We start from the raw sequence: 19779 nt of genomic DNA, 5'->3' as shown, positions 1-19779 counted from the left end.
TCACTTCGTCGGATAGGAGAAATAGACCCTGCCGATCACGCCAAGCGCGGCAGAGAAGAACTGGGACAGCACGAGATAGATGACGCCAAGCGTGAGATAGATCTCGAAGCTGCGGAACGTCTGGGAATCCAGGGTCTGGGCGAAGTACGTCAGTTCCTCCGCCGAGACGGAAGACACCAGACTGGAGTTCAACATCATCAGGATGAACTGGCTGCAGAGCGCTGGGTAGACCGCACGGATAGCCGGACGAAACACAACGAAACGATAGATGTCGGCCGTGTGAAGGCCGAGCGCCCTGCCAGCCTCGATCTGCCCGGGTCGGATCGACTGTACCCCGCCGCGCACGATCTCCGCGGCATAGGCCGCGCAGTTAAGCGTCATGGCGAGGATCGCCGCCTGTTCCCCACTCAGCCGGATACCGATGGCCGGCATGCCGAAGAAGACGAAGAAGACCTGCACGAGGATCGGCGTGTTGCGGATCAGCTCGATGTAACCGATCGCCATCGCCCGAAGAGCGTTGCTTTTGCTCATGCGCATCAGCATGAACACGATGCCGAGGCTCAGGCCGAAGACCATGGAGAGCGATGACATTCTCAGTGTGCCGATCACGCCCTCCAAAAGCATGGGCCATGCGGCAAAAACCGGTGCGAAATCGAAGGAGTAGTTCATCGGCCCCCCTCAGTGGTTGAGGATCTGGCTGAGGAACGCCCTGGTGCGTTCGTGGCCCGGATTATTGAAGAAGACGTCCGGCTTGGCGCTCTCGATGATCTCGCCGCGGTCCATGAAGATGACACGGTGCGCGACGGCACGCGCGAACCCCATTTCATGCGTCACGCAGATCATCGTGATACCGTCGTCGGCAAGGGAGATCATCGTGTCCAGCACTTCCTTGACCATTTCCGGATCGAGCGCCGAGGTCGGTTCGTCGAACAGCATGATCTTCGGATCCATGCAGAGCGCGCGGGCGATCGCTACGCGCTGCTGCTGGCCGCCGGAAAGCTGAGCGGGGTATTTCTGCGCCTGCTCGGCAATGTGCACGCGCTCCAGATGCCGCATCGCTTTCGCCTTGGCATCCGCCGCCGACGCCTTTCGGACCCGGCGCTGGGCCAGCATGCAGTTTTCCAGAACGGTCATATGGGGGAAGAGGTTGAACTGCTGGAAAACCATGCCGACGTCGCGGCGAATGTGATCGGCGTTCGACCCTTTCTGGTTGAGCGCAGTGCCATTGACGACGATCCTGCCCTGCTGGACTTCCTCAAGGTGATTGATGCAGCGAATGAGTGTGGACTTTCCCGACCCTGACGGGCCACAGAGGACGATATGCTCGCCCCGCGCAACGTTGAGTTCGACGCCCTTAAGTACCTGCAACGGACCATACCATTTGTTGACACCCGTCATTTCGATGGCTTTTTCGTTGCTTTCATTCTCGCCCATGGCCAATTCCCTTTCCTGTAACCGTCAGGATTTCGCTGCGACTACAAACACGGCGTCCACTTCGACCGACGATCCACGTGGAAGCGATCCGGCCCCCAGTGCCGTGCGCACATGACGCCCCTTTTCGCCCAGAATTTCGACGAAAAGGTCGGACGCACCATCGACGATCGCGGGGTGACCTTTGAAATCTGCCTTCGCGTTGACGAAGCCACGGACCTGAACGCAGGCCACTACCCGGTCGAGATCGCCGTCGAGCGCGTCGTTGACACGGGCAAGGATGTTCAAGGCACAAAGCCGCGCCGCCTGATAGCCCTCTTCAAGCGAGACATCCTGCCCTACGACCCCGGCAAAATGCTCCACGCCGTCAATCCGAGGGATCTGCCCGGAAACGAAGAGAAGGTTCCCGGCAAACCGATACGGAATGTAGTTGCCTGAGGGCGAGGCAATCGAAGGCAACACGATGCCGAGCTCGGAGAGGCGTGCGGAGACGTCACCCATAGCGGTTTTCCACCTGATTTTGTGTGCGCGCCGTTGGGCGCAGTTCCTGTTCCCGGAGCTATTCGCCACGTTCGCTTGGGGATCGTGGCGCTGGCTCGCTTTTTCTGACGAAGAGATTAGTGAAATAGTATCTCATGTCAACATAAAAGTTAGAGATACTATCTCTTTGCTCTGAGAAACCAGGACAGCGGGATTAATCACAAAATATCAAATAGTTAACCACTAAGCATTGGTTCTATAAAACTGTGAATTCTCGCCAACGTCAAAAAAATTTTCGCAACGAGCTCCAAAAAAAGCCAGAAATGAGATGGCCAGGCCCCACTATTCGGCAGAGAGTGCGCACACCTGACGAGCGAAAATTTCAGTTGAGGTAGCATCACCTCACTGCGTCATGCTACCTTGTCAAAGACACAACAAATCCCTATCAGTTGGCAAACGCCGCTCACGCGTGCGACCAAGCAGACGGGTGGAATCTTGAGTACTTTGGCAAGCCGGACGATACAGGCCCTGAAGGCCCATATCGTCGACAATCAACTGGACAAGGGCCACAAACTTGGATCGCTGAATGAACTGGCGCAGCAGTTTAACGTCAGCCGCACGATCATCAGGGAGGCCGTCTCCGCGTTACGGTCGGAGGGAGTTGTCGAGGCACGTCATGGCGTCGGTGTGTTCGTGCACGAGAAACCTAAGCCGGAAGACCCATACGACTACGATCCGGAACTTGTCCTGGCGCCCTTGCAGCGCCTGAAAACATCATTCATGGACCTCCTTGAACTGCGGATGGCATTCGAGGTCCATGCCGCAGGCCTTGCTGCGACTCGCCGTTCATGGGCGCAGGAATCGAATATCTGGAATGCCGCACGGCAGTTCGAAGCCTCGCTCGACGACGAGGCCGCCCTCGACCACCTGGATTTCGTGTTCCACCGATCGATCGCGGAAGCGACGAATAACGGCGCCTTCATAGAGTTCTTTAACCTGATGAGCCTCCAGATCCTCCCCCAACCGGCTTTCTCGAAACAGGTGAACCCCGAGCTCATCACACCAGAGTATGTGCAGAACACGGTTCGGGAGCACAGGGCGATCTGCGAAGCGATCAGCACCGGCAATTCCGAACAGGCCCGTGAAGCGATGCGGGCGCATTTGAACCGTAGCCACTTACGCTACAGGGGCTTCTCGAATGGTGGCGCTTCTCCCTTGAGCAATGTCGCGCGGGATGAATAGAAGGCGATCGCTTGACCAGATTGAACTGTCGACATGCCAACGGCCAACGTAAGACCTGCAGAAAACGTCGACATGGTCATTTGGCCACTATGCAGGTATTGATGGATTGAGAGTGCAACAGGAAATAGCGCCCCTCCTCGCGAAACGCCCTTCCAGTCGATACATTATGCGATCCTAAACGCACAAACCGGAAACAAACCCGGCACATGATAGTGGCGGCTTCCTACTTTACCTCCCCATGCAGATCCTCCTATTTAAAATACAAATCATCGAAATTCAGTTGATCTGGGGAAATAAAAGGGTCGTGCAGTTTGTTACTTGACGGCGCTGGCGCGACAAGCGGCCTGTTCAAGATCATGCGGCTTACGTCAGCTTCCTTTGGGACAGCTGTTGTGGCATCCATGCTGCCGCCGGAGTGACTTCAGCCTTTTGTCAGGCGACCGCCTGTGCACCGGTGATTTCCACCAGCGATCCACACATGAAGGCTGCCTCGTCGGACGCAAGGAAGGCGACGAGGGCTGCGACTTCTTCCGGCTTGCCAATGCGGCCAAAGGGAACGAGTTTGTCAAGGTCAGCAATCGTTCGTCCGGAGCGCTTTACACCGGCTTCCAACATGGGCGTGTGAATTTCGCCCGGGCAGACGGCATTGACGCGGATCTTGTTCGGCGCGTAGTCGCGGGCAAGGTTCTGCGTGAAGCTCGCCACGGCCGCCTTCGTCACGTTATAGGCGATGTGGTTCGGCGCCGGATAAAGCCCCCACTGGGATGCCGTGTTGACGATGGCGCCGCCGCCCGCCTGGATCATGTGGGGCAGCGCCGCCTGGCAAAGATGGAAAATCGCGTCGACATTGACCGCAAAGCTCAGCCGCCAATCCTCCCGCGTCAACGAGAGAAGATTGCCGCGGCGGTTGATGCCGGCATTGTTGCAGAGCACATCGATGCGCCCTTCGGTCGAGATCACATTGTCGATGATGGCGCGGCAACCCTCAGCGCCCGAGATATCGCTGGCGAGCGCCCGCGCGCTGCCGCCCTTGCCCGCAATCTCCGCGACGGTCGCCTCGACGCCCTCCCCATTCATGTCGGTGACGATGACCCTTGCGCCCTCGTCAGCGAAACGGGCACTGATCGCCCCGCCGATGCCACCTGCTGCGCCGGTGACGATTACGATCTTGTCCTTGAAACGCATGGAAATTACCTCAGATAGCTGCCGCCGTTCACGTCAAGCACAGCGCCATTGAGGGAGGCCTGCGAAGGACGGAAGGCAAATGCGGTGATCTCGCCGATCTCTTCAGGCGCGGCCATCCTGGCGATGGGAATGCCGGCCAATGCCGCAGCCTCGCCATGCTCGGCGATATAGGCTTCGGCCATTTCGGTGCGCACCCAGCCGGGCGCCAGTGCCACCGCGGTCACGCCTTCATGTCCGTGGCTCTGCGCGATGGACTTGGTGAGGTTGATCAGTGCCGCCTTCGAGGCTCCGTAGGCCATCGCGCTGGAGGTGTAGCCGCGCTGTCCGGCGCGGCTTGCCATATTGATGATCCGCCCACCGCCATGGGCGCGGAAATGCTGGATGGCGAGTTTCGACAGATCAACCGCCGAAAGGAAGTTGACGCGCATTTCACGCGCCCAGACCCGCTGCCATTCATCCATGGGCGCATCGACTGCAACCTCGGAGCGGATGCCGGCATTGTTGACCAGCCCTGTGAGCCGGCCAGCAACGGAGACGGCCTGATCCCACAGGGCCTGAGGGCCGGCCGGGTCCGACAGATCGGCCGGCACGCACCAACCTCTGCCGTCGAGCCCGTTCACAAGCGCTTCGGCGGCATCGCGATTGCGGCCGTAGTGGACGACGACATTCGCCCCATCAGCCGCGAGAGCATGGCAGATCGCCTGCCCGATGGCGCCGGTTGCACCCGTTACCAAAACGGTTTGTCCCTTGAGGTTCATAGCTCCCCCACCTGCGGTCCCCACGTGTCCGACATGGCAAAACCCTGAGCGAACCGATCATGCGGATCCAGCCGCAACTGCTGCCGGCCGAAGACGTAGCCTTGGCCCGTGATACGCGGCAGAACCGCCGGGCGGTTGCCGACCGTGGTCTCGCCCAAGATCTCGGCGGTGAACGTACCACCTATGATACTGCGCGAGAGACGTCTGTCGCCGGTTTTCGCCTTGCCCCGCGCATGGAGCACCGCAAGATTGGCGGAGGATCCGGTACCGCAGGGCGAGCGATCCACGCGACCGGGTTTCAGCGTCGTGCATGTTACCACTGAGCCATCCTGCTGGTAGTCGCGGAACATCACGTAAGCGATCTCGTTAAGTCCAGGGATGTCCGGGTGGCTTACCGCGATCTGATCGGCGAGCAGCGACTTGATCTCGGTTCCGGCTTCGGCGAGCGCCCAGGCCGCATCTGGCGCGATGCGAAGCCCGATCTGATCCACGTCCATCAGTGCATAGAAGACGCCGCCAAAGGCGATGTCGCCCTTAATACGCCCCCATCTGCGCGTGTCGATCGCGGCGTCGAGTTGCTGAACAAAGGCGGGAACATTGTCGAGGCTGACCGAAAGGCATCGACCGTTTTCGCAATGCGCCCGGGCGACGATGAGCCCGGCGGCGGTGTCGAGCCGCACGACGGTTTCCGGCTCGCACATTTCCACCCGACCACTTTCCAGGAGCGCAGTAACCACGCAGATGCAGTTGGACCCCGACATCGGATGGGCGCGGTCCGGCTGCAAGACGATGAAGGCAGCATCGGCGTCCGGCCGGGTCGGATCGAGAAGCAGGTTTGTCGTATGAACGACCTGCGCTCGCGGTTCGCGCGTCAGGAACAGGCGCAATGACGGATCGACATTGTTCAGATGGTTCATCTTCTCAAGAATGGTCGCCCCCGGAATAGCTGGCGCGCCACCGATCAGGACATTGCCGCTTTCGCCCTGGCAATGGACAAGCAGGATATCGAGGGACTTGTCGAAGGTCATTTCAGATACCATCCCCAGGGTGCATCGCTGACGAGGCGAGTGATCTGTTTGGTCTCGAGATAGTTGTCGAGGCCCCAGCGACCAAGCTCGCGGCCGATGCCGGACTGCTTGTAGCCGCCCCACGGCGCCTCGGTAAAAGTCGGTTGCGAGCAGTTGATCCAGACGATGCCCGCCCGGAAGGCAGCGGCCACACGCTCGCATCGTTCGTCATCGGTCGACATGACTGCGGCGGCAAGCCCGAAGCGTGAGTCGTTGGCGAGGCGGATCGCCTCCTTCTCGGTCTCGAAGGGACGGATGCAGACGACCGGTCCGAAGATCTCCTCGACCCAGGCATCACTCTCGAGCGTCATATCGGTGAGGATCGTCGGCGCGACCCAGAAGCCCTTGTCGAAGCCATCGTATCTACCGCCACAGGCAACTCTTGCGCCCTGCTCGACGGCGCGCTCGATATGGCCGAGAACATCCTCATACTGCCCCTTGTTGACGAGCGGCCCGAGCAGCGTGCCCTCTTCGAGACCGTTGCCGATCCGGATTTTCCTGGCTTCCTCGACCAGCCGGTCCAATAGCTTCGGATAGAGCGGTGCCTCCACCAGCACCCGCGAAGTCGCCGAACACACCTGGCCCTGGTTCCAGAAGATACCAAACATGATCCATTCGACGGCCTTCTCGATATCGCTGTCGGCAAAGACGACGAAAGGAGACTTGCCGCCGAGTTCGAGGCTGATGCGTTTGATGTCCTTGGCGCCGGCGGCCATGATGCGGGAGCCGACCGGGCCCGACCCGGTGAACGCCACCTTGTCCACCTGCGAATGCTCGACCAGCGCCTGGCCGACGACCGAACCCTTGCCGGAGAGGATGTTCAGCACGCCTTTGGGAAGGCCCGCAGCCTCCGCGATCGCACCCAATTCCAGCGCGGTCAGCGAGGTGGTTTCGGCGGGCTTCAGGATCATGGTGCAACCCGCCGCAAGCGCCGGTGCCACTTTCCACGAGGCCATGAGCAGCGGATAGTTCCATGGAACGATAGCAACCGCCACTCCGAGCGGCTCGCGCACGGCCTTGGAGACGAAGCGCTGGTCCGCAAGCTTCACTTCTTCGACTTCGCCATCGAGTTCCTCAGCGAGATCGGCATAGAAGTCGAAGCAGCCGGCGGCGTCCGCCAGGTCCCATTCGGACTCGGGCAACGGCTTGCCGTTGTCGCGTGTTTCCATGTGCGCCAATTCCGGCAGTCGATCACGGATGCCTTGTGCCATGGCGCGCAGATATCTTGCACGCTCCTTGCCCGAAAGGCGTGGCCAAGGCCCATTGTCGAAAGCCTCGCGGGCCGCCTTGACCGCTGCGTCGGCCTCTGCGACGCCGGCGGCAGCGATGTGGTGAAAGACCTCTTCGGTCGCCGGATCGATCACGGGAAGCAGGCTTCCGTCGGCTGGTGCGATCCATTGTCCATCGATGAAAAGCTTGTTCTGCATGGTGTCCTCACATGGAATGCGTTTTGTGCGGTCGCCCTTTAGAAGCGGTCGACGCGATAGGGGCGCATGTCGATGGGTGGCGTCCGGCCAGTGATGAGGTCGCCCATCAGGCGCGCGGTCGTGGCCGCATAGGTGACCCCCAGATGTCCATGGCCGGCGGCGTAAAAGACGCCTGGAGTTTTGGCCGAGGCCGACATGACAGGCACGGTGTCTGGAAGCGCCGGACGATGGCCCATCCACTCGGTAAAGTTCTCGCAGCGCAGGTTCGGCAACGCCGTTTGGGCCCGCCGCACGGTTATCTTCGAGCGGCGATAGTCGGGTGCGGCGTCGAGGCCCGCCATTTCGACCGTGCCGCCGACTCGGATACCGCCTGCCGTCGGCGTGACCATGAAGGCGCGGGCTGGCCAGATGATAGAGTGGCGCATGGAAACGCCGGGAGCCATGATCTGGGTATGATAGCCACGCTCGGTTTCGAGCGGCATCGGTTCGCCCAGCATCTTCGACAGCAGGCCGCTATGGGCTCCCGCTGAGATCACAACCTCATCGGCGGCGATTGGATCTCCCCCGACGAGCCGGACGGCAGTGACGCGGGAGGAGCGGTCGAAGCCAGCCACGGCGCAGCGGCGGAATTCTCCACCGAGTGCGGTGAACCTTTGCGCAAGTTTGTTCACCAACCGAAACGGATCGCGCAAACTTCGGTTCTCGGGGAAGAGGACGGCGAGACCGATGCGGTCCGACAGCTCCGGTTCGAGCTCCCGCGCCTCAGCACCCGTCAGGCGCTGGTGCGGAAAGTCGAAACGCTCGAGGATTTCGATATGTTCGCGGTCGGCGCGAAACTCCGCTTCGTTGCTGTAAAGCGACAGGCAGCCCTCTTCCGTCAATTCGCCTTCCAGCCCCGTCTCGCGCAGCAAGGGCAGGAGGTCGTCATAGACACGGCTGCAGAGAGCTGCCCCTTCGGCCTCCAGCTGTCGAAGCCTGGCCGGTCGCGAGGCGGCGACAAAACGTGCAAACCAGGGGAGCAGTTTCGGCATGTAGCTCGGGCGGACACGGACGGGACCTTCCGGATCAAGCATCATCCGGGAATCTGCTTCCAGATCGACGGGCGCGAGGCAGGCATGAACTCGGTCACCGCGATCGACGCCATGTTGCCGTAGGAGGCGCCGCGCCCCACCTCGCCCTTGTCAAGCAAGATGACCCGCCGCCCTCGCTTTTGCAGTTCGTAGGCGATGGTTGTGCCGATGATGCCTGCGCCGACAACCACGGTGGTCATGCTAGCCTTGCTCCTGCTCGTTTTCCTTGGATGGCGGCCGGACGTCAGCCCGGCCGCACTCGATTACCAATTGAGGATCGGTTCCATGGCGGCGCGGAATTCGGCTTTTTCCTCGTCCGTGAGCGGACCGAGGGGCGCTCGGCACTCGCCGACCGGCGTGCCCTGCACTTCGCAACCATATTTGAGCTTCTGCACGAACTTGCCCGATTCCAGGATGTTCATCGCCTTGTAGAGGGTCGCCATTTGCCTCTTGGCTTTGGCGAGATCGCCAGACTTGAAGGTGCGGTCGAGATCGCAGACGGCTTTCGCCATGCAGTTGGCCGGGCCGCAGATCCAGCTCTCGGCGCCCCAGATCATGAAGTCGAGCGCGATGTCGTCCGATCCGGAAACCAGCTGGAGGCGTCCCTCGTAGCGGGTCGCAATGCCGATGGCGCGCTGAAGCGACCCGGAGCTTTCCTTGATGCCGATGATGCGCGGATCGTCGGCGAGCGCGTCAAGAACCTCCCAGCCCAGCTCAACTCCGTCCTTATCCGGATAGCTGTAGAGCACGATCTTCATGTCGGTCGCTTCAAGGACAGCCTTGAAGTGCGCAACTAGCTCGGCCTGCGTGGGTTTCGTATAAAAGGGCGTTGCGAGAAGCACGGCGTCGTAACCCATCGCCTTGGCGCGCAGCGTGTTGGCAATGACGCCGGCCGTCGATGGCGCGTTGGTGCCGGCGATCAGGATCTCGCCAGGCTTGGCGAATTCCTTGACGAACTTCAGCACCTCATCGCGCTCTTCATCGGACATGAAGCTGTATTCGCCCGAGGAGCCGCAAGGCACCCAGCCCGTGACGCCTGCTGCGCGCAGATTGGCCAGATGCTTTCCAAATGCGGCAAAGTCGATCCTACCTTGACGGTCGAAGGGGGTAACGAGGGCTGGCAAGACGCCTGAAAGTTTCATGGGACTATCTCCATTCGGGGGTTCGAAGGGTGGCGTCAGAGAGCCAACCGCTTGAGAATGCGTCGCTCGATGACCGTGACGGCGCGCGTCAGCGGAAAGGCGATGACGAAGTAGATGAGTGCGACGATCGTCAGCACCTCGATTGGCCGGGCCGTGTTGTTGGAAATGTTCTGGCCGACGAACATGAGGTCCGCCATACCGACGGCCGAGACGAGTGCGCTTTCCTTGAAGAGGCTGACGCAATTTGACAAAAGCGTCGGCGCGGCGCGTAGCACGGCTTGCGGAAGGACGACGTTGGTCGTGCGCGCCCAATGAGAAAGACCGAGCGCAACGCAGGCATCCAGCTGCTCGCGGCCGACCGATTTGAGCGAGGCCCGGAACGTCTCGCTGCTGATCGCCCCCATATAGAGCGTCAAGGCGATCACGCCGGACGTCATGTTGGACAACTCGACACCGAGGATCAGCGGCAGGCAGAAAAAGATCCAGAAGAGTTGAACAAGCACGGGCGTGCCGCGGAAAAATTCCACATAGACACTCGAGGCTGCACGCAGGATGGCATTTTTCGAGGTCCTCGCAAGCGCAACAAGGAAGCCAAGGGCGCAACCGAGCACGATGCAGATCAGCGTCAGTTTGAGCGTCATCCAGAGGCCAAGAAAGAGAGCCTCCTGGAACTTGAGTACGACGGCAAAATTGAAGGTCATCGTTTGTCTCCCTCAGCTTGCCAGGGCTTCGCGGCGGCGTTCCAAATAGCCAACGATCTGGGAGACCGGGAACGACACGGCGAAGTAGAAGAGTGCAACGATCGTGAAGGTTTCGATCGGGCGGTATGTCTGCGTGGCCAAGGTCTTGCCCTGGTACATCAGGTCCTGGACGGCAACGATCGCGACCAGCGCGCTTTGCTGGAAAATGCCGATCCCGTTGGTCAAAAGAACCGGTATCGAATTGCGGACCGCCGTCGGCAGAACAATGTAGAACACCCTCTGGAACGGGGTCAGGCCGAGCGCCACGCCGGCGTCAAGCTGCTCCCTTGGAACCGCCTGGATGGCGGCACGATAAGCCTCCGCGTTGAATGCCGCGAGATTGAGCCCGAGCGCCAGGATGCCCATCGTGACCGATCCGAGGAACACGTTGAAAAGCATCGGGACGCAATAGAAGAACCACACGATCTGGATGATCGCTGGCGTGCAGCGGAAGAACTCGATGAAGAGTGTGACCGGCAGCCGGACCACCGGCGAGCGGCTCATGACAAGCAATGCCAGCACGAAGCCGAATGTCAGTCCGATGGCATTGGCAGCGATCGTCAGTTCGATCGTGACGAGCAAACCGTCCCACAATGGTCCGAAATTGCGAAAGACGGACGCGAAGTCAAAACTGTAGTTCATCGTTCGTCCTTCAGTGCTTGATGTGGAAGACCCGCTCGATGAACTCGCGCGTTCGCTCTTCTCTCGGAGAACCGAGCACCTGTTCCGGCGGACCGTCTTCCACGACCACACCGCCGGCGCAGAAAATCACGCGGGAGGCGATATTCTTGGCGAACCACATGTCGTGGGTCACGATCACCATCGGCATCTGCTGCTTGGCAAGCTGCAGGATCACCTGCTCGACTTCAGCCACGAGTTCCGGATCGAGCGCCGAAGTGACCTCGTCGAAAAGCATCAGCTTCGGATCAAGCATCAGGGCGCGGGCAATCGCGACACGCTGCTTTTGACCGCCGGAAAGCTGCGCCGGATAGCTTTTTGCCTTTTGCGCAAGTCCGAAACGCGTCAACAGCGCCATCGCCCTTGCCTCAGCCTCGGCCTTCTTCTCCCCCCTCACCTTCATCGGCGCGAGGATCAGGTTGCCGATGACATCGAGATGCGGGAAGAGCGTGTAGTGTTGGAACACCATGCCGATCGAGCGACGGACCTTGGCATCGATCGCGGTCTTGCCGTTGCCATTGGCCGAAATGTAGGGCTTGCCGCCAAAGACGATGGACCCGCCGTCGATTTGTTCGAGCCCCATCAGCACGCGCAGGAGGGTGGACTTGCCGCCGCCGGACGGCCCGATGACGACTACGCGGTCGCCCGCCTTCATCTCGATGTCCAAGCCCTGCAGCACCTTCACGACGCCGCCATAGCTCTTGTGCAGTCCTTCGATCTTAACCAGGGGTGCGGTATCCGACATCGTCCAAAACTCTCCACCTCAGGGACAGGGAACGGAGCCGCCACAGGCAGCTCCGTAGGCTTGGTGACCGGGCTCAGTTGCCGGCCTTGAGGACTTCGTCCACGGCCTTCTTGATCAGGGCATCCACGTGGCCGGTCGCGACCCGCTCCTCGAGGAAGATGTTGACCACTTCGACATCTGACGCCGAAAGCTGATGCGGCAATCCGAACGCCACGCCCTGCTTGGCGAGCGCCGGCGCCGGATTGAGCGCTACCGCCCAGTCGGGGTTCGACTGGGTGAAAAGCTGGTTTGTGTCGGAGGCATCGACCAGGATGTCGGCACGACGCGAAACGACCGCAAGGCGTGTTTCGTCGTTGGTCGGCAGGCGCAGGATCGTCGCTGTCTTGACCGCGGCGGAAATCGCCTTGTCCTGGGCCGTGCCGGACATGACGGCAAGCGTGACGTCCGCCTTGTCGATGTCGGCAACGGAAGCCGCACTCGCTGGGATCTTCGGGTTGTCCTTGTTGTAGGCGAGTGAGATCTGGTACTCCATCGCCGGTACTGAGAACTGGACAGCCATGGCCCGAGCGGGCGTACGGTTCAGCGCCAGGGAGACGTCCCATTTTCCGGCCTGAAGGCCCGCAACGATGTTGTCCCAGGTCGTGTCGACGAATTCGGGCTTCACCTGCAGAACTTCAGCGAATTCGCGGCAGAGGTCGGCAAAGAAGCCGGAGTACTCGCCGCTTGCAGGATCGCGCATCACATAGGGCGGCGCAACAGCCGCTCCGCAGCGCAGCGTGCCGCTCTTTTGGACACCCTGCCAGTATCCTTCGGCCGTTTCAGCCATCGCCGTAGTCGACAGCCCAACCGCCAGGGCGAGCGCGGCCGTCGCCCGCAGAGCGGACGTCATCACATTTCTGAACATGTGCATTCCCCAATTTTGAGCGCGTGAGACGCGCGGTTCCACCTGTCGGCTTTGGCCGTTCTTAGTGTTTTCGTGTCGGCTCCGTGTCGACTGACAAAACTATGTCGTCTCCGTGTCGACAAAGTCAAGCGAAAAGTTTACGATTGCTGCGTGCCGATTTTTCTGGCCCAATGACCGGAAGAGACGGAAAGGGGCGTAAGTGTCTGACGAAATTGAAATGAAACGGGTGCGCGGTACGGGCTGGAAAAGTGTCTACGACACGCTGCGCAATGAGATCCTTGCCCTCACCTTGCCGCCGGGCCAGTTGCTCGACGAAATGACGCTCGCCGAGCGCTTCGACATGTCGCGTTCGCCAGTGCGCGAAGCGCTCATACGGCTTGCCGGCGAAGACCTGGTGGTCACGCTTTCCAACCGCAGCACCATCGTCGCTCCCATCGAGGTGGCGAGCTTTCCGAAATATGTCGAGGCGCTCGACGTCGCCCAGCGCATGAACACTCGGCTGGCGGCAGCCTTGCGCACCGAGGCGGACCTGAAGATCATCGCAAAGCGTCAGAAGGAATTCGAAATAGCGGTCAAAACCGGCATTCACCTGAAGATGTCGGAGGCCAACAAGCAGTTTCACATGGCGGTCGCCTATGCGGGCAAGAACGGCTATCTGGCGTCGTTCTACGAGCGACTCCTGAACCAGGGTCAGCGCATGCTCCACCTCCATTTCGAATACCTGGAGCGCACCGGTGACGGTTATCTTTTGACCGACGAGCACGAATTGATGTTGGAGGCGATCCGCGCCAAGGATGTCGAGCGTGCAGACGAGCTGGCGCATGCCCATACCCGCCAGTTTCAGGACAACTTCATCGCCTTCCTGCGCGAAAACTACACGACCGAAGTGTCTTTCGGGCCGCTTGCGGCGGCGGAGTAACCATGCCCCTGCCCGAACGCATAGGTTTTATCGGCACTGGCGCGATCACGGATGCGATGGTGCGCGGCCTTCTTGCAGAACCTGCCGCAGTTCCGCAGGTCGTCGTGTCTCAACGCAGCGCGGACATTTCGGCCAGGCTTGCCTCCGATTTCCCGCAGGTACACGTGTGGCCAGACAACCAGGCGATTGTTGACGGCTGCGACACGGTCGTGCTGGCAATCCGTCCGCAAGTCGCCGAAGGGGTTATTCGTCCTCTGCAGTTTCGCGAGGGCCAGAAGATCATCAGTGTCATTGCGGCAACCGACCGGCCAAAGCTCCTCGACTGGATCGGCACAGAGGTCCACCTCACCCAGGCGATCCCCCTGCCCTTCGTCGCCCGCCGCAAGGGCGTCACCGCGGTCTTTCCGGCGGACGTAGGCACGGCCGCAATCTTCGACGTGCTTGGCAACGCCGTCGAATGCGAGACCAAGGTCGAATATGACCTTCTGGCCGCAGCAAGCGCATTGATGGCCACCTATTTCGGCATCCTGCACCGCACGACCGAGTGGCTCGCCGAAAATGGTCTGCCGGAAGATAAGGGCCGCTCATATCTCGCGCCGCTCTTTGCCGGTCTTTCCGAAGCAGCACTTCACGCTGGTACAGATGTCGACTTCTTCGAGAGGAGCCGCGAATTTGCCACCAAGGGCGGCCTCAACGAACAGGTTTTCCGGGATTTCGACGAGCGGGGCGGAACCGAAGCGCTGACGCGAGCGCTAGGCAGAGTGTTCGAGCGCATCACCAACCGTTAGCAGACGGCTCTCGCCACGATCGAACCTCAGACCAGGCATGCGGCGCGCGACGACCCACATGAGACGCTACCCGCGTACCGTGCTAGAGAGCCGACAACCCTGCCGAGCTCGAAAGCCGCATTGCGGGTACACGCGCGATTGCCGCCAAGACCGCCGCTGGATAAGGTCTTGCGGCAAAAACGAAAGATACTCAGCCGACGAGGACGACTATGGCAACCGGTACAGTTAAATTCTTCAACCAGGACAAGGGTTTTGGCTTCATCACGCCCGACAACGGCGGAGCGGACGTCTTTGTCCATGTGTCGGCGATCGAGGGCGCAACATCACTTCGCGACGGCCAAAAGGTCAGCTATGAACTTGGCCAGGACCGCAAGACCGGAAAATCGAAGGCCGAAAACGTTAGACCAGCCTGATCCTACGGACTCAGGAATTCGTTTCTCATCACCTGCCCGGCCGCGCCAGCGACCGGGCTATATCGATGATGTCGTCCCGCGACGCCGTTGTATCGTCCTTGTTCCAGGCAACTCCAAGCCCGATCTTGAGATCGACGCCGCGCACGGGCCGAAGTTCGAAGTTGCGGTTCGGCAGATCCTTCGTCCATTCCGGCGCAAAGCCGATGCCGAGACCTGCCGAGACGAGCGACACCAACGAGAAGGTATCGTCGCAGCTATAAGTAATGTTAAGGAATTTTAGTTCTCCCGCATAGCCCGACGAAACGTTCGCGTAAGCGGCTCGCCGATATAGGCAAGCATCGTTCGGCTGCCCGTGCGGATCATCACTTCGCTGGTCATACCCGGCAGAAGCTTGCGGCCGATAAGCTTGTCGAGTTCTCGCTCATCGACCACGATGATGGCGGTGAAATAGGCCGCGCCGGTTCTGTCGTCCGTCAGCCGATCCGCCGATACGACTTCAACGCGTCCCTCGAGCGGTTGCATATCGTAACGCGCAAAGGCCGATATCCTGACGTGTGCAGTCTGACCGATAGCGATGGAATCGACATCCTCCGGGCGGACCATCGCCTCGACCACCAGTTTCTGGCCGACGGGCACAATCGACATCAACGGCTCGCCGGGGCGGACGACACCACCGGCGGTGTGCACCTGCAATCCCATGACAACGCCGTCGACGGGCGCTCGGATGTCAGCGCGGGCAAGCACGTCCTCCGCCGCGCGCAACTGCTGCTGAAGATCGAAAAGTTCGGCCTCCACTTTGCTGAGCTCGGCAACCGCCTCGTTCAGGCGCGTCGTGGATAATTTCATGATCTGCTGTTCAATCTCCGCCATCGACTCCCGAATCCGTGCGATTGCGGCGATGTTCGTGGCGCGCTCTCCCTTGAGCTCTCCCTGGCGCCGGCGCAACTGAAGGTGCCGCTCGCGCGTGGCGAGGCCCTTCTTCGACAGCTGTTCAAGATCAGCCGCCTCTGTTTCAATGGACGCCATCACTTGGTCCTGGGCCGCGACCATGTCTTCGAGCCCTTTGATCTCATTCTCGCTTTGCAGGATGCGCTGATGCAGAATGCCGGTTTCGTTGCCAAGAGCCAGACGCCGCGCCCGAAAAACTTCGCTCTGCACCGCAACCGCTTCTCGGGCGGACGACGAGGACGAGGCGATCAGAAGCTCTCGCTCGAAGACAATTTCGTCTTTACCGTCCCGCTCGGCTCGCAAGCGGGCGGCCGACGCCTTGCGAGACAGTAAGCGGTTCCTGAGGAGATCGAGGTGCGCGGCCGCCTGCGTGTCATCTAGCTTGATCAGGACCTCGCCACTTTTGACGTGCTCCCCGTCGGCGACCTTCAGCTTCGAAACGATACCGCCTTCGAGATGCTGGATCACCTTGCGTTCGCCCTCGACCTTGACGACGCCCTGCGCAACTGCCGCGCTGTCGAGCGGCGCCAGAGCTGCCCAGCCGCCGAAGATGCCAAAGAATGCGAGTACCACCACACTCCCGATCGCAATGGCGGGTTTTAGTCGCGGCTGAAGCCGCGGATCGTCAGAAGCCGTGTATGCCGTGGGATCGCCGCGACCAAGGGCTGTCAGCTTTGCAGTCATGCGCTCACGATCCCCAATCGCGGGGCAGCCGTCGCGGCTCGCGCTCGCTCTTCCATTGCACGTAACACATCGTCACGCGGACCGAAGAGATCGATCTGACCGCGCTGAAGCACGAGAACCTTGTCGACGCTTTCCATCATGTTTGAGCGATGCGTAATCAGAACGACCGTTCTTCCCGCAGCCTTCAGCGCTTGTAGCGCGTTGTTCAGTGCCTGCTCGCCGTCACGATCAAGGTTCGAATTGGGTTCGTCCAGAAGCAAGAACGCCGGATCCCGATAGAGCGCGCGTGCAAGCGCGATGCGTTGGCGTTGGCCGCCCGAGAGCACCGCCCCCGCCTCCCCGATTTCTGTGTGGTAGCCTTTCGGGAGCCCTTTGATGAGCTCGTGGACCCCCGCCTCGCAGGCAGCGCGCACGACATCCCGGAACGATTGCTCGTTGACTTCCTGAAATCGAGCGATGTTCTCGGCGACGGTTCCGGAGAAAAGCTCGATGTCCTGTGGCAGGTAGCCGACATGCTGGCCACGATCGGCGGTCGCCCATTGCGCGACATCCATGCCACCGAGTAGCACCCGGCCGTGGCCGGCCGTAGCAGCCCCCACGATGAGTCTCGCCAGGCTCGTCTTGCCCGCCGCAGACGGACCAATGACCGCGAGTACCTCGCCGGGTTCGAGCTGGAAGCTCACGCCCTTCAGGATTGGTTCGCCGCCGCCCTCGCGCGCAACAATGACGTTCTCGACGACAAGCCGTCCCTCAGGCCGCGGCAATGGCAGAATGGGCGCTTCCTCACGCCGAGCGCCGGCCACTCCCGATAGTCGCTGATATGCAGATCGCGCGCTCACGATCGCCTTCCACGTGCCGATCGCCTGCTCGACGGGTGCGAGTGCCCGCCCCATCAGGATGGAAGCCGCCACCATCGCGCCGGGAGACGCTTCGGCGTGCACGACAAGATAGGCTCCGAGCCCGAGAACGCCGATCTGCAGACCGAGACGCAGGAAGCGTGCCGCCGCGGCAAGGGCAGCCGAACGAAGGCTTGCAGTCGCCTGCCCCTCGGCCGCAGCCTTCTGCAGCGGCTTCCAGCTGGACATCATCGCCTGCAGCATTCCCATGGCCTGTATGGCCTCAGCATTTCGGATCGCTGCTTCCGCTTGCGCATAGGCCTTGCTCTGAGCACTGTTCGCGTGGGCAACCGGCTGTCGCGTGACAAGCTCCGTAAGCACGGCCAGAAGGAAAAGCGCTATACCGCCACCCAAAGCCAGCCAGCCGAGCCAAGGGTGCAAAAGGAAGATTGCCGCAAAGAAGATCGGCGCCCAGGGCGCGTCGAGTATCGGGAAAATTGCCGAGCCGGTTACGAAATTCCCGAATTGCTCGAGGTCGCGCAGTGTCCGAGCGCCGCCATTGCCCCGCTTTCCGGCCGCCTGCTCGACCGACGCGGCAAGGAGAACCGGCGACAGGCGACCGTTCAACCAGATCCCGGTCGCGATAAGCAGTTGCGATCGCACGGTCTCCAGTATGGCCAGAGCCAGGAGCGCAACGACGGCCATGACGGTAAGCGCCGTCAGCGTTTCAAGGCTGTGGCTCGAAAGCACCCGATTATAGACCTGCAGCATGTAGAGTGCGGCCGTCAACATCAGGATGTTGATCGCCGCGCTGAAGGCCACGAGCGGCCAGGCGGCACGCCGGAGTTCGGCAATCACCGCCTGGAGGGAGGACTGATTTGATGCCCGGCTCATCGTCGCTCCTAGGAGAACTGGAAATCGCCGGCATTCAAGTTGCCGAGATTGCCGAGCAGCGTGACATTATCGAGTTCTGTAACGAGGATCGCACCACCTGTGGCACTAGGATTGGGGTCGTAGTAGACCGCTGCGTGACCCATATCCGAGTTGTGGAAGACGAAGAACGCGCCAGAGGTGATGTTGCCGTAGCCGTTAATCGTGCTTTGGACCGAGACGTTGGTAACGCTCGCATCTGTTTTCACGGCAAGCTCAGTGCCAGCGACATTGAGTGCTGCATTGTTCCCCGACTTGAAATTCTCGACGGTCGCATCGTTGTCCCCGACGGAGAACGCGCCCGCCCCGGTTCCCACATCAAAACGCAGCCTGTCGACGGTCGTCGAATTCGTACCGGTTTCGAAATCCGTAACGTGGTTCACCGCACTGCCGAAGTTTCCGAAGTCAAAGGTGTCGTCGCCTATCCCGCCGGCGAGAATGTTGTTGCCGGCGCCGCCGATAAGCCAGTCGTTGCCGCCGCCGCCGATAAGCCAGTCGTTGCCGCCGCCCCCGCTGAGGGCGTCGGCGCCGCCGCCGCCGACGAGAACATCATGTCCGGATCCACCGGTGATCGTTATCGTGTCACTCTGGTTCAAACCGAAAGCGATGATCGTTTCGCTATTGTTGGTGAAGGTAGGGGTGTTCTGGCCCGAGGTTCCGACCCAAAGCCGGACGGTGGTCGTGGTTGACTGATTTCCATGCGAATCCGTGGCGACCACGTTGAACGTTTGATCGACATTGTTGAGGTCAGCGGAAAGGTTGAGCGCGCCCGTGGTCGGGTTCAGGCTCAAGCCGGCTGTCGCCCCGCCCCCGAAACCGTATGTGACGGTATCACCATTGGGATCGACCGCGGCGAAGGCGCCGAGATGCGTGCCCGAAAGCAGCTTGTTGCCATCGTCTCCACTCACCGCCCCGGCATTAAAGGTAAAGGCGGGGACCGCCGGAGCTTGATTGGGCGGCGGATTGACCGTGAGCGCCACCGTATCGGTATCGCTCAGGAGACCGTCGGAACTTGCAACCGTCAAAGTGTCGGCGCCGCCATAGTTTGTATCGCTGATGTAGCTCAACGCAGCCAGCGCAGCATTGACCTGGGTGAGCGTCCCGCTGATGGTCACGGTACTGGAGCCGTTGTTGCTCACGGTCACGCCACCGCCCGCCCCGACCGTCAGCTTGCCATGAGAGACCGAGACGGCCGTGGTCACATTTGCACTGTCCACATCGGCCACCGCAACACCACCGATCGCGCTCGCAGTATTTGAATTGACAGTCTGTGCACTTGGCACTGTGTTGACGGGCGCGTCGTTGACCGGGGTGAGGTCGAGGCTCGCGGTACCGGCGACACTGCCGCCATTGCCGTCGTTGATCGTGTAGCTGAACGAAACGCCGCTGTCG

Annotated in this window: 19 protein-coding genes and 2 pseudogenes; 4 read left to right on the top strand and 17 right to left on the bottom strand. The window is 60.8% G+C overall.

Annotated elements, in window-relative coordinates; translation table 11 throughout:
• Genes AC070A_RS28940 through AC070A_RS28930 form a run of 3 tightly spaced genes read right to left on the bottom strand, consistent with a single transcriptional unit; the run spans position 1 to position 1932 of the window.
• The gene (locus AC070A_RS28940) at positions 1-669 is read right to left on the bottom strand and encodes an amino acid ABC transporter permease (RefSeq protein WP_057248669.1); all 669 of its coding nucleotides are present in this window, start codon (positions 667-669) and stop codon (positions 1-3) included.
• 9 nt (positions 670-678) lie between these two features.
• Entirely contained in the window at positions 679-1434 is a 756-nt protein-coding gene (locus AC070A_RS28935) for an amino acid ABC transporter ATP-binding protein (RefSeq protein ID WP_057248668.1), read from the bottom strand.
• Between the two features lie 24 nt (positions 1435-1458).
• Positions 1459-1932 (bottom strand): RidA family protein, encoded by a 474-nt coding sequence (locus AC070A_RS28930; RefSeq protein WP_113736934.1) that lies wholly within the window; start codon positions 1930-1932, stop codon positions 1459-1461.
• A gap of 474 nt (positions 1933-2406) precedes the next feature.
• Between AC070A_RS28930 and AC070A_RS28925 the strand changes: the two genes are divergently transcribed.
• On the top strand, positions 2407-3153 hold the full coding sequence (locus AC070A_RS28925; RefSeq protein WP_058325941.1) for a FadR/GntR family transcriptional regulator: 747 nt from the start codon (positions 2407-2409) through the stop codon (positions 3151-3153).
• A 432-nt stretch (positions 3154-3585) separates the two neighbouring features.
• Here AC070A_RS28925 and AC070A_RS28920 read toward each other — a convergent pair whose 3' ends face one another.
• The 10 genes and pseudogenes from AC070A_RS28920 to AC070A_RS28875 form a co-directional block, all read right to left on the bottom strand.
• Entirely contained in the window at positions 3586-4338 is a 753-nt protein-coding gene (locus AC070A_RS28920; protein WP_113736935.1) for an SDR family oxidoreductase, read from the bottom strand.
• Between the two features lie 5 nt (positions 4339-4343).
• The gene (locus AC070A_RS28915) at positions 4344-5096 is read right to left on the bottom strand and encodes an SDR family NAD(P)-dependent oxidoreductase (RefSeq protein ID WP_113736936.1); all 753 of its coding nucleotides are present in this window, start codon (positions 5094-5096) and stop codon (positions 4344-4346) included.
• Positions 5093-6124 (bottom strand): proline racemase family protein, encoded by a 1032-nt coding sequence (locus tag AC070A_RS28910; protein ID WP_113736937.1) that lies wholly within the window; start codon positions 6122-6124, stop codon positions 5093-5095. The genes AC070A_RS28915 and AC070A_RS28910 overlap by 4 nt, the downstream gene beginning before the upstream one ends.
• On the bottom strand, positions 6121-7590 hold the full coding sequence (locus AC070A_RS28905; protein WP_113736938.1) for an aldehyde dehydrogenase family protein: 1470 nt from the start codon (positions 7588-7590) through the stop codon (positions 6121-6123). The genes AC070A_RS28910 and AC070A_RS28905 overlap by 4 nt, the downstream gene beginning before the upstream one ends.
• A gap of 38 nt (positions 7591-7628) precedes the next feature.
• A pseudogene (locus tag AC070A_RS28900) lies at positions 7629-8860 on the bottom strand (NAD(P)/FAD-dependent oxidoreductase).
• Positions 8861-8923: 63 nt separating this feature from the next.
• Positions 8924-9802, bottom strand: coding sequence for a dihydrodipicolinate synthase family protein (locus AC070A_RS28895; RefSeq protein ID WP_057248661.1), 879 nt, complete (start codon positions 9800-9802; stop codon positions 8924-8926).
• Positions 9803-9837: 35 nt separating this feature from the next.
• Entirely contained in the window at positions 9838-10503 is a 666-nt protein-coding gene (locus tag AC070A_RS28890) for an amino acid ABC transporter permease (RefSeq protein ID WP_057248660.1), read from the bottom strand.
• 12 nt (positions 10504-10515) lie between these two features.
• Positions 10516-11184 (bottom strand): amino acid ABC transporter permease, encoded by a 669-nt coding sequence (locus AC070A_RS28885; protein WP_057248659.1) that lies wholly within the window; start codon positions 11182-11184, stop codon positions 10516-10518.
• Positions 11185-11194: 10 nt separating this feature from the next.
• The gene (locus AC070A_RS28880; protein ID WP_057248658.1) at positions 11195-11965 is read right to left on the bottom strand and encodes an amino acid ABC transporter ATP-binding protein; all 771 of its coding nucleotides are present in this window, start codon (positions 11963-11965) and stop codon (positions 11195-11197) included.
• 73 nt (positions 11966-12038) lie between these two features.
• Entirely contained in the window at positions 12039-12869 is an 831-nt protein-coding gene (locus tag AC070A_RS28875; RefSeq protein ID WP_057248797.1) for a substrate-binding periplasmic protein, read from the bottom strand.
• A 199-nt stretch (positions 12870-13068) separates the two neighbouring features.
• Between AC070A_RS28875 and AC070A_RS28870 the strand changes: the two genes are divergently transcribed.
• From AC070A_RS28870 to AC070A_RS28860, 3 genes are all read left to right on the top strand, one after another.
• Positions 13069-13788, top strand: a complete 720-nt coding sequence (locus tag AC070A_RS28870) for a GntR family transcriptional regulator (RefSeq protein ID WP_057248657.1) — start codon at positions 13069-13071, stop codon at positions 13786-13788.
• A 2-nt stretch (positions 13789-13790) separates the two neighbouring features.
• Entirely contained in the window at positions 13791-14576 is a 786-nt protein-coding gene (locus AC070A_RS28865; RefSeq protein ID WP_113736939.1) for a pyrroline-5-carboxylate reductase, read from the top strand.
• A gap of 209 nt (positions 14577-14785) precedes the next feature.
• Complete coding sequence (locus AC070A_RS28860; RefSeq protein WP_057248655.1) at positions 14786-14989, top strand: cold-shock protein; 204 nt, start codon at positions 14786-14788, stop codon at positions 14987-14989.
• 28 nt (positions 14990-15017) lie between these two features.
• On the opposite strand, the pseudogene AC070A_RS28855 reads toward AC070A_RS28860, so the two are convergent.
• From AC070A_RS28855 to AC070A_RS28840, 4 genes and pseudogenes are all read right to left on the bottom strand, one after another.
• Positions 15018-15257 (bottom strand): annotated as a pseudogene (locus tag AC070A_RS28855) (LysR substrate-binding domain-containing protein); the annotation flags it as partial.
• 8 nt (positions 15258-15265) lie between these two features.
• Positions 15266-16609 (bottom strand): HlyD family type I secretion periplasmic adaptor subunit, encoded by a 1344-nt coding sequence (locus AC070A_RS28850; RefSeq protein WP_494773616.1) that lies wholly within the window; start codon positions 16607-16609, stop codon positions 15266-15268.
• An 8-nt stretch (positions 16610-16617) separates the two neighbouring features.
• On the bottom strand, positions 16618-18351 hold the full coding sequence (locus tag AC070A_RS28845) for a type I secretion system permease/ATPase (protein WP_113736941.1): 1734 nt from the start codon (positions 18349-18351) through the stop codon (positions 16618-16620).
• A gap of 8 nt (positions 18352-18359) precedes the next feature.
• Positions 18360-19779 (bottom strand): calcium-binding protein (locus AC070A_RS28840; protein WP_494773613.1); only part of this gene is annotated, 1420 nt, incomplete at its 5' end.

The sequence above is a fragment of the Ensifer sp. GW101-20A05 genome (genome assembly GCF_059424735.1).
Note: the sequence above shows the minus strand (reverse complement) of the source record. Positions and strands in the feature narration are given on the sequence as shown.

Excerpts from the sequence above, each read along its gene's own strand:
- AC070A_RS28940 (WP_057248669.1), bottom strand. The coding sequence starts at position 669 with ATGAACTACTCCTTCGATTTCGCACCGGTTTTTGCCGCATGGCCCATG.
- AC070A_RS28935 (WP_057248668.1), bottom strand. The coding sequence starts at position 1,434 with ATGGGCGAGAATGAAAGCAACGAAAAAGCCATCGAAATGACGGGTGTC.
- AC070A_RS28930 (WP_113736934.1), bottom strand. The coding sequence starts at position 1,932 with ATGGGTGACGTCTCCGCACGCCTCTCCGAGCTCGGCATCGTGTTGCCT.
- AC070A_RS28920 (WP_113736935.1), bottom strand. The coding sequence starts at position 4,338 with ATGCGTTTCAAGGACAAGATCGTAATCGTCACCGGCGCAGCAGGTGGC.
- AC070A_RS28915 (WP_113736936.1), bottom strand. The coding sequence starts at position 5,096 with ATGAACCTCAAGGGACAAACCGTTTTGGTAACGGGTGCAACCGGCGCC.
- AC070A_RS28910 (WP_113736937.1), bottom strand. The coding sequence starts at position 6,124 with ATGACCTTCGACAAGTCCCTCGATATCCTGCTTGTCCATTGCCAGGGC.
- AC070A_RS28905 (WP_113736938.1), bottom strand. The coding sequence starts at position 7,590 with ATGCAGAACAAGCTTTTCATCGATGGACAATGGATCGCACCAGCCGAC.
- AC070A_RS28895 (WP_057248661.1), bottom strand. The coding sequence starts at position 9,802 with ATGAAACTTTCAGGCGTCTTGCCAGCCCTCGTTACCCCCTTCGACCGT.
- AC070A_RS28890 (WP_057248660.1), bottom strand. The coding sequence starts at position 10,503 with ATGACCTTCAATTTTGCCGTCGTACTCAAGTTCCAGGAGGCTCTCTTT.
- AC070A_RS28885 (WP_057248659.1), bottom strand. The coding sequence starts at position 11,184 with ATGAACTACAGTTTTGACTTCGCGTCCGTCTTTCGCAATTTCGGACCA.
- AC070A_RS28880 (WP_057248658.1), bottom strand. The coding sequence starts at position 11,965 with ATGTCGGATACCGCACCCCTGGTTAAGATCGAAGGACTGCACAAGAGC.
- AC070A_RS28875 (WP_057248797.1), bottom strand. The coding sequence starts at position 12,869 with ATGTTCAGAAATGTGATGACGTCCGCTCTGCGGGCGACGGCCGCGCTC.
- AC070A_RS28865 (WP_113736939.1), top strand. The coding sequence starts at position 13,791 with ATGCCCCTGCCCGAACGCATAGGTTTTATCGGCACTGGCGCGATCACG.
- AC070A_RS28860 (WP_057248655.1), top strand. The coding sequence starts at position 14,786 with ATGGCAACCGGTACAGTTAAATTCTTCAACCAGGACAAGGGTTTTGGC.
- AC070A_RS28845 (WP_113736941.1), bottom strand. The coding sequence starts at position 18,351 with ATGAGCCGGGCATCAAATCAGTCCTCCCTCCAGGCGGTGATTGCCGAA.